Genomic DNA, 7,997 nt, shown 5'->3' with positions numbered 1-7,997 from the left:
GATGAACGGGCGACCGCGCAAGACGCTCGGCTGGGCAACACCAGCCCAGGTGATGGAGAGGGAAATCATCGACTTCAAATCACGTGTTGCACTTGATTCTTGAGACCGCCCCGTGCGCAGGCTCACATCGGTCTTCACTTTCTGATGTTCGCCCTCGTCTGAGACGCGGATGCAGGGGATGCCGTCCTCCTCAAAAACACCATGGGTCAGCAGCTGACCTACCTCGGACGCCCTGGCGCCTGTGTAGAGGCCGATGAGCGAGGCCCATTGGGCGGACTCTGAAAGCCTTCCGAAGGCCGCTGGCGCGAACAGTGCCTGGATCTGGCCGCGATCGAAGGCTTTAAACCCCAACTTCCGGCGCGCTCGCTTCTCACGGGCCGAGTAGCTCACGTGACCACTGGCCGGGTTATCACCCTTGGGGTAGTAGCCCGAGGCTATCGCCCAGTCAAAGAAGCCGCCCTTCCCGCCGACATAGCTTTGTTTGTTCGTAAGCGTTGGCGTCGAAGCGCCCGCCTTGCGCATGGACTGATACCAGCGGGCCAGGTCCGATCGAGTGATGCTCGCGACCCGCGTCTTATCGCCCAGGAAGCCCACCAGAGCTTGGATGGCGGTTTTCTTGATCGTGTAGGTCTTGGGCAGCGTGCTGCCCTTGAGCGTGGCGAGCCAAGCATCCCGAGCCTTTCCGAGTTGGATGGGTTCCAACCCTGAGCGGGGCGCGGCTGGCATCGGCGCCGGCACGATGCCGTCCACCATGTCCTGGATCGGGTCATCGCCAACGCGGCGCTGCTGCACCTTCCGAAAGAGCCGGACGTCTTTTTCGTCGTCGATCTGCCACCGCTCGCTGACCATGCCGTCAGGACCCAAGGTCCGGTGCAGCGTCAGGTCGCGCAGGTTATCGGCACCGCTCAAGCGGCCAATGAGCGCGTCCACTTCGTCCTTGGACAACTTCGCCACGTGTTGATCCCTCAACAGGCTGAAGAGCCGAGCATAGCCGGCCGCGAGCATGACGGCGCGCATCCGCGCCTCTGGCAGATCAGCCGTGCGAAGGGAGCGCTTGAGGAGACGGCATCCGAGGATGCCTTGAAGATCGGCCGGCACACGCTGGCGAAACGCCCAGCGCCCCGACGGGGAGCGCGATAGATGATGAGGAATTCGCCTCGGGTTCTGTGTGCCCCGATTTGCGTCCTGATTCGCCAACCCCGAAATCGCGCTTTATCCAATCAAATCAGATAGATACGCAGGATTGGCGGAGAGAGTGGGATTCGAACCCACGGAAGGTTTGACCCTTCGGCGGTTTTCAAGACCGCTGCCTTAAACCACTCGGCCATCTCTCCGTTGTTACTACGCTTCCACACTACACCGCGCTTCGCGCGGTGCCGGCGGTTTGACCATCGACCTGCGGTCGATGTTTCCTCCGGCCTGCGGCCTCCGGATCAAGACCGCTGCCTTAACCACTCGGCCATCTCTCCATTGGGGGTGAAACGTCCTCACGGCACCACGCATTGCGCGGTCGTGCCAGACCGGCGCTGGACCTGCGATCCGGGCGCCGGCTCAGGACATTGTCGCACGCGTGGCGCCTTGTGCGATGCGCGGTGCGGGCACCGAAATGCCATCACGACCCTTGCGGTCGCAGTTGCGGCAATCCAGGCTCGAGGCTTCGATCAGCGGGGGCAGCTTCTCGGCCAGGAAGTCGATGAACACCCGGACCGCCGGCAGCAGGCCGCGGCGCGAGGCGAACACGGCGTGGGCGATGCCCTGCGGCAGGTGCCAGTCGGGCAGCACGACCTCGAGTTCGCCATTGCGCACGGCTTCGGCGCACAGGGTCTCGGGCAGCATCGTGATGCCCAGGCCCTGCTTGGCCAGCGCCATCAGCATCGGGAAGTCGAAGCCGGCGACGCGGGGCTTGAGCTCCACGCGGCGGGTGGTGCCGTCGGCAGCCTGCAGGTCCCAGCGCTGCTTCACCTCGTCCTCGCCCATGCTCATCGTGGTGTGCTGGCTGAGTTCGTCCGGGTCCTTCGGGCGGCCCATGCGATCGAGATAGCCGGGGCTGGCGACCAGCAGTTCCTGGATCTGGCCGAAACTGCGCATGACCAGGCTGCCGTCGTCGTCGAGCTTGGCGCGCACGCGCACGGCGACGTCAAAGCCCTCGTTGATGACGTCCACGCGGCGATTGCTCACGTGCAACTGCACGCGCACCTGCGGGTAGCGGGCCAGGAACTCGGGCAGCATCTGCGGAATCGACTGCTGGGCGATGCTCACCGGCACGCTGACGCGGACCAGGCCGCGCGGTTCGGCGCTGAGCCGGTCTACGACCTCGCGCGCGGCGGTCGCCTCGGCCAACATCGATTGCGCATGGCGGAACACGCTCTGGCCGACGTCGGTGACAGCGAACCGGCGGGTCGAGCGCTGCAGCAGGCGCACGCCCAGTTCGGTTTCCAACTGGCTGATGCGCCGGCTCAGCCGGGACTTCGGGATCCCGAGCGCCCGCTCGGCCGCGGCGAAGCCGCCATGCTCGACCACCATGGCGAAGTAATAGAGATCGTTGAGATCCTGCATGGGGAGCCGCCTTGCTATCAGGACAATAGGCGATATTGGACCACTTCCATCCTATTTCCACAACGAATTCCGCCGGGCGGCTTTCCCGGCGGTTCATCGCGCCCTGTAGTGACGGCGCCCTGCCCCGACGCCCGTCAGCCCAGGCGGGTCACGCCGCCCATGTACGGGTGCAGCACCTCGGGAACCTCGATCGTGCCGTCGGCGTTCTGGAAGTTCTCCATGACCGCGATCAGCGTGCGGCCCACCGCCAGGCCCGAACCATTGAGGGTGTGCACGAGTTCGGGCTTGCCGGTTTCGGGATTGCGCCAGCGCGCCTGCATGCGGCGCGCCTGGAAGTCGCCGCAGTTCGAGCACGAGGAGATCTCGCGGTAGGTCTGCTGCGAGGGCAGCCAGACCTCGAGGTCGTAGGTGCGGCGCGCGGCGAAGCCCATGTCGCCACTGCACAGCAGCATGCGGCGATACGGCAGCCCAAGGCGCTCGAGCACGGTCTCGGCGCACCGGGTCATGCGCTCGAGTTCGGCATCGCTGTCGGCCGGGCGCACCACCGAGACCATCTCCACCTTCTCGAACTGGTGCTGGCGGATCATGCCGCGGGTGTCGCGGCCATGGCTGCCGGCCTCGGAGCGGAAGCACAGCGAATGCGCGCTCATGCGCAGCGGCAGCCGCTCAGCCTCGACGATCTCGTCGCGAACCAGGTTGGTCAGCGAGATCTCGGAGGTGGAGATCAGATAGCGCGTCTGTTCGCCCAGCGCGGTGGCGAACATGTCTTCCTCGAACTTGGGCAACTGGCCGGTGCCGTAGAGGCTGTCGGCGTTGACGATCACCGGCACGCTGGTCTCTTCATAGCCGTGTTCGCCGGTATGCAGGTCGAGCATGAACTGGGCGAGCGCGCGGTGCAGGCGCGCAAGTTGGCCGCGCAGCACGGTGAAGCGGGCGCCGCTGAGCTTGGCGGCGGCTTCCGCGTCGAGCCAGCCATCGCGGGCGCCGAGCTCGACGTGGTCGCGGACCGGGAAGTCGAAGCTGCGCGGTGTGCCCCAGCGCGCCTGCTCGACGTTGTCGGCCTCGTCGCGCCCCACCGGCACGCTGGCATCGGGCAGATTCGGCACGCTCAAGGTCAGCGCTTCGAGCTCGGCCTTGATGCCGTCCAGCCGGGACTCGCTGGCCTTGAGTTCGTCGCCGAAACCGGCGACCTCGGCCAGCAGCGGGGCAACATCCTCACCGCGTGCCTTGGCCTGGCCGATCGCCTTGCTGCGCGTATTGCGCAGGTTCTGCAGCTCCTGGGTGCGGACCTGGATCTGCTTGCGCTCGCCCTCCAGCGACTCGATACGCGACACCGGCAGGTCGTACCCGCGGCTGTCGCGCAGGCGCGCGGCGGTGTCGGCGAGGTGTTGGCGCAGCAGGCTGGGATCGAGCATCGGGGCGTCGTCATCGAAAGCGGGAGCGGCATTATCGCCCGGATCGGCGATGCGCCGAAGCGGCGGCTGCGCGGCGGGCGTGTGACAGAATCGGGCGCCCTGTTCGCTGGAGCCCGCCGTGTCCGCACCCTCGCCCGCCCCGCGCCCCCGTCATGCGTTCCGGCAGTGGCTGCCGACCCGCCGCGCGTGGCTGATGATCGCGGCGGCCTGCGCGCTGGGCGGCCTGCTGTTCGCATGGCTGTGGTGGCAGCAGCGCGACACGCGCAACCCGGGCGGCGACATCGCGATCGACGGTCCGCCGGACGCGTCCGATCGCGCTGCCACGCCGCTGCCGGCCCCGCTGCCGGCCAGTGCGGACGGAGCCAGCGGGCGCTTCGGCCCGTCGGACGGCGCGCCTCAGGGCGCACCTGCGACGATCTCGCCACCGGTCGCGAGCGGGCCGGCGCCTGAGCCGACGACGCCACCGCCGGAGGCGACCGCGCAGGCCGCCGACAGCACACCGCGGCCACTGTCCACGCCGCAGCCTCGTTATCCCCGCGCATCGCTGCGGCGGGGCGAAACCGGCGATGTGATGCTGCGGGTCCACGTGGGCGCCGATGGCCGCGTGGCGGGCATCGATGTGATCGCCGGCAGCGGGCACGCGCGCCTGGACCGCGCCGCGGTCAGCGCGGTGCGGCGCTGGCGCTTCGAACCGGCAATGCGCGCCGGTCGGCCGGTCCCCGGCGAGGTGCGCGTGCCGATCGCGTTCTCGCCCGCAAACGATTCCTGAGCCCCGGTTGGCACTGACAAGGCCTCGACATCGGCGGTGGGAGGCTCAGCGCATCTTCCGGCGTGGAGCGATGACGATGAGCGATCCGATGCGGCGTCCCGACGATGTCCCCCCTCCGGCCGCCCCACCGCCCGAGCCGCCACGCAAAGGCTCCAGCCCGCTGATCTGGATCCTGCTGCTGGTGGCGCTGGTGGCGCTGGGCTGGTACTTCCTGAGCAAGCGCGACATGCCGCAGAGCGAGCCATTGCCGCCGCCACCGGCAATCGGTGATGGCGTTACGCCGCCGGCCGAGCGCGAGCCTGCGCGGACGCCCGAACGGACGTCACGTCCCTCGGCGCCTACCGCGCCAGCGGATCGGCCGGCCCGCGTGGTGGACCAGCCGCGCCCCGCGTATCCGGCCGCAGCCTTGCGCAATCGAGAAGAAGGCTCGGTCACGCTGCTCGTCCAGGTGGACGCCGCAGGCAAGCCGACCGACATCAGCGTCGAGCAGCGCAGCCGCTCGCGCGATCTCGATCGCGCCGCGATGGAAGCAGCGCGGAACTGGACGTTCGAGCCGGCGATCCGCAACGGCAAGCCTGAGGCGAGTTCAGTCCGGGTCCCGGTCGACTTCACCCTCGAAGACCAGCCGGGCACCACCGCGCGCAACTGAGTGCCTTCCCGGCTGTGGCCTGCTCCTCCTCATGCGGGGAGCAGGCTTCAATCACACCGGGCGGCTGGACGCCGCCGATGCTTCAGTCGCCCAGCAGCCCGAACCCGGCCCCGCGCGCCAACGACACGAATCCGGGGAACGAGGTCGCAACATTGGCGGTATCGCAGATCGCGACCTCGCCGACTGCACGCTGGGCGGCGACCGCGAACGCCATCGCGATGCGATGGTCGCCGTGACTTTCGACCTCACCACGGCCGAACACGGCCCCTGCCCCGGCGTTGCCAGGAATCGTCGCGCCATCGGGCGCCTCGTCGATCGCGATGCCGAGCGTGCGCAGGCCGGTGGCCATCACCGCGATGCGGTCCGACTCCTTGACCCGCAGTTCGGCGGCGCCGGTCACGCGGGTCGGCCCATCGGCGCAGGCGGCGGCGACGAACAGCGCCGGAAACTCGTCGATCATGTCCGGCACGTGCACTTCCGGCACATCGATACCGTGTAGCGGTGCGTGGCGCACGCGCAGGTCGGCGACCGGCTCGCCGCCCTGCTCGCCGGCATTCGAGGCTTCGATGTCCGCGCCCATCAGCCGCAGCACATGCAACAAGCCGGTGCGGCGCGGATTCATCCCGACTCGGCGCAGCAACAGGTCCGAACCGGGCACGATCGACGCGGCGACCAGGAAGAACGCCGCCGACGAGAAGTCCGCGGGCACGTGCACGTCGGTCGCGCGCAGGCGATGCCCGCCCGACAGCCGCGCCAGCCCCGGCGAGAACTCGATCGGCCAGCCGAACGCCGCGAGCATGCGCTCGGTGTAGTCGCGGGTGGGCCTGGGCTCGTGAACCACGGTCTGGCCTTCGGCATACAGGCCGGCGAGCAGCAGCGCCGATTTGACCTGTGCGCTGGCGAGCGCGTTCTCGTACTCGACGCCGGTCAGGCGCTGCTTGCCGTGCACGCGCAGCGGCGGCACACCGCCTTCGCCGGTGTCGATGCGGGCGCCCATGCGTGCCAACGGCTCGGTGACGCGCCGCATCGGCCGCTTGGACAGCGACGCATCGCCAACCAGTTCGCTATCGAAGGCCTGGCCGGCGAGCAAGCCGGCCAGCAGGCGCATGCCGGTGCCGGCATTGCCGCAGTCGAGCGGGCCGTCGGCGGCGCGCAGACCGTCGATGCCGACGCCATGGACGACACGCGCCCCCACGGCCGGGGTTTCGATCGACACACCGAGACGACGGAAGATCGCCTCGGTGGCGCGGGCGTCCTCACCCTCGAGGAACCCGGTGATGCGCGAGATGCCGTCGGCCAGCGAGGCGAGCATGATCGCCCGGTGCGAGACCGACTTGTCGCCGGGCACGTCGAGTTCGCCGCGCAGCGGCGCGCCGGCGGTGGCGATCCAGCGTGCGGCGGTCATGGCACGGCCACCGGGTAGGACCCCAGCACCCGGACATCGCCGGCAAAGGCGTCGATCTCGCCGAGCGCGTCCTTGAGCGGGGACTCGTCGACATGGCCGGCGACGTCGATAAAGAAGGCGTACTGCCACAGCGCACCGTGCGCAGGCCGGGATTCGATTCGGTTCATGCTGATGCCACGCCGCGCCAGCGGCTCGAGGATGCGGTAGAGCGCGCCGGGCTGGTCGCGGATGAAGACCATCAGCGAGGTGCGGTCGTTGCCTGACGGCGGGAAGGCGCCGCGGCCGATGACCAGAAAGCGCGTGGTGTTGTCGCTGCGGTCCTCGATCGGCCCGGCGATGACTTTCATGCCGTAGACGTGCGCGGCGTTCTCGCCGGCAATCGCCGCGGCGTCGTCGGATTTCTGCGCCCGGCGCACGCCCTCGGCGTTGCTGACCACCGCGTGCTTCTCGGCCTGCGGCAGGTTCTGGCGCAGCCAACCCTTGCACTGGGCCAGCGACAATCCGTGCGAATACACCCGTTCGATCTCATCGAGCCGGCCGGTGCGCGAGAGCAGATACTGGTGCACGCGCAGCTCGACCTCACCGCAGATGCGCAGCGGCGAGGTCAGGAACAGGTCGAGAGTCGACTGGATCGTGCCCTGGCCGGAATTTTCGACCGGCACGACGCCGAAATCGGCATGGCCGGCCGCGACCTCGTCGAACACCTCCTCGATGCTCGCCAGTGGCAGGCCCATCGCCGAGTGCCCGAACTGTTTGTGTACCGCCTGCTGGGAGAACGTGCCTTCCGGCCCCAGGTAGCCGATCTTCAGTGGCTCCTGCTGGGCCAGGCACGCCGACATGATCTCGCGGAACAGCCGCACCAGTTCGGTGTCCGACAGCGGGCCGTCGTTGCGGTCGACCACGCGCCGCAGCACTTGGGCCTCGCGCTCGGGCCGGTAATAGTCGACGGCGGCGGCGAGCTTGCCCTTGGCCTTGCCGACCTGGCGCGCGAACTGCGCGCGCTCGGCGATCAGGGTCTGGATCTGGTGGTCGATACCGTCGATCTGCGCGCGCACGGCAGCCAGATCGGGCGGCGGCGTGGGCTTGTCGGCGGCTTTCTTCTTCGGCTTGGCGGCCATCAATGGTCTCTCAAAAATCGGGGCTTGGTTACGGTCGTGCAGCGCGGCGGCGCCGCGATGTCGTCGGTCCAGCTCGCTGCCCGGC

7 protein-coding genes and 1 tRNA gene are annotated in these 7,997 nt (G+C 68.7%); 2 read left to right on the top strand and 6 right to left on the bottom strand.

Features of this window, described 5'->3' with window-relative positions; translation table 11 throughout:
* The 4 genes from ABE488_RS16680 to serS all read right to left on the bottom strand — a co-directional run.
* Positions 1-1,197: DUF6538 domain-containing protein (locus ABE488_RS16680; RefSeq protein ID WP_346449516.1), on the bottom strand; the 1,197-nt coding region annotated here is incomplete at its 3' end.
* Positions 1,198-1,244: 47 nt separating this feature from the next.
* Positions 1,245-1,334, bottom strand: a tRNA-Ser gene (locus ABE488_RS16675).
* Positions 1,335-1,551: 217 nt separating this feature from the next.
* The gene (locus ABE488_RS16670; protein ID WP_346449515.1) at positions 1,552-2,556 is read right to left on the bottom strand and encodes a LysR family transcriptional regulator; all 1,005 of its coding nucleotides are present in this window, start codon (positions 2,554-2,556) and stop codon (positions 1,552-1,554) included.
* Positions 2,557-2,690: 134 nt separating this feature from the next.
* Positions 2,691-3,971, bottom strand: a complete 1,281-nt coding sequence (serS, locus tag ABE488_RS16665; protein WP_346445526.1) for a serine--tRNA ligase — start codon at positions 3,969-3,971, stop codon at positions 2,691-2,693.
* A 118-nt stretch (positions 3,972-4,089) separates the two neighbouring features.
* On the opposite strand from serS, the gene ABE488_RS16660 reads away from it, so the two are divergent.
* On the top strand, positions 4,090-4,740 hold the full coding sequence (locus ABE488_RS16660) for a TonB family protein (RefSeq protein ID WP_346449513.1): 651 nt from the start codon (positions 4,090-4,092) through the stop codon (positions 4,738-4,740).
* 76 nt (positions 4,741-4,816) lie between these two features.
* Entirely contained in the window at positions 4,817-5,389 is a 573-nt protein-coding gene (locus tag ABE488_RS16655) for a TonB family protein (RefSeq protein ID WP_346449511.1), read from the top strand.
* Between the two features lie 82 nt (positions 5,390-5,471).
* Here the strand turns inward: ABE488_RS16655 and aroA are convergent, their stop codons facing one another.
* A complete protein-coding gene (aroA, locus tag ABE488_RS16650; protein WP_346449509.1) occupies positions 5,472-6,794 on the bottom strand; it encodes a 3-phosphoshikimate 1-carboxyvinyltransferase in 1,323 nt (440 codons plus the stop codon).
* The gene (pheA, locus tag ABE488_RS16645) at positions 6,791-7,912 is read right to left on the bottom strand and encodes a prephenate dehydratase (RefSeq protein ID WP_346445522.1); all 1,122 of its coding nucleotides are present in this window, start codon (positions 7,910-7,912) and stop codon (positions 6,791-6,793) included. Before pheA ends, aroA begins: the two co-directional genes overlap by 4 nt.
* Positions 7,913-7,997 lie beyond the last annotated feature (85 nt).

Origin of the sequence: Luteimonas sp. TWI662, from assembly GCF_039673825.1 — a bacterium.
Lineage (GTDB): Bacteria > Pseudomonadota > Gammaproteobacteria > Xanthomonadales > Xanthomonadaceae > Luteimonas.
Note: the sequence above shows the minus strand (reverse complement) of the source record. Positions and strands in the feature narration are given on the sequence as shown.

Bases quoted from the DNA above. Each gene is read 5' to 3' on its own strand.
- ABE488_RS16670 (WP_346449515.1), bottom strand. From the start codon at position 2,556: ATGCAGGATCTCAACGATCTCTATTACTTCGCCATGGTGGTCGAGCAT.
- pheA (WP_346445522.1), bottom strand. From the start codon at position 7,912: ATGGCCGCCAAGCCGAAGAAGAAAGCCGCCGACAAGCCCACGCCGCCG.
- serS (WP_346445526.1), bottom strand. From the start codon at position 3,971: ATGCTCGATCCCAGCCTGCTGCGCCAACACCTCGCCGACACCGCCGCG.
- aroA (WP_346449509.1), bottom strand. From the start codon at position 6,794: ATGACCGCCGCACGCTGGATCGCCACCGCCGGCGCGCCGCTGCGCGGC.
- ABE488_RS16655 (WP_346449511.1), top strand. From the start codon at position 4,817: ATGAGCGATCCGATGCGGCGTCCCGACGATGTCCCCCCTCCGGCCGCC.